The sequence below is a fragment of the Faecalibacterium sp. DFI.5.82 genome, from assembly GCF_029076575.1.
GTDB lineage: Bacteria > Bacillota > Clostridia > Oscillospirales > Ruminococcaceae > Faecalibacterium > Faecalibacterium duncaniae.
The window spans coordinates 1-252 of sequence record NZ_JARFIS010001229.1 but is presented as its reverse complement, the minus strand read 5'-3'; the positions used below and the strand labels follow the sequence as shown (position 1 = coordinate 252).

Here is a 252-nt window from a genome sequence, read left to right as displayed (position 1 = left end):
ACGCCGCCGAAGGTAAAACTGGTGATTGGGGTGAAGTCGTAACAAGGTAGCCGTAGGAGAACCTGCGGCTGGATCACCTCCTTTCTAAGGAGTCAGGCAGATGGAAGAACATCGAAGATGGTCGACCATCTGGAACAGGTGATAGATACAAGCAGAGTAGATATTGTTCGATTTTGAGGGCCCTGAAAAGGACACTCAAAGACGTACCTTGAAAACTGAATAATAACTGCGAAACAAAGATTATAGTAAGTT

1 rRNA gene is annotated in these 252 nt (G+C 45.2%); it reads left to right on the top strand.

Going from position 1 to position 252, the window contains the following annotated elements:
• Nucleotides 1-84, top strand: a 16S ribosomal RNA gene (locus tag P0G09_RS20845); the annotation flags it as partial.
• Between the last annotated feature and the right edge of the window lie 168 nt (nucleotides 85-252).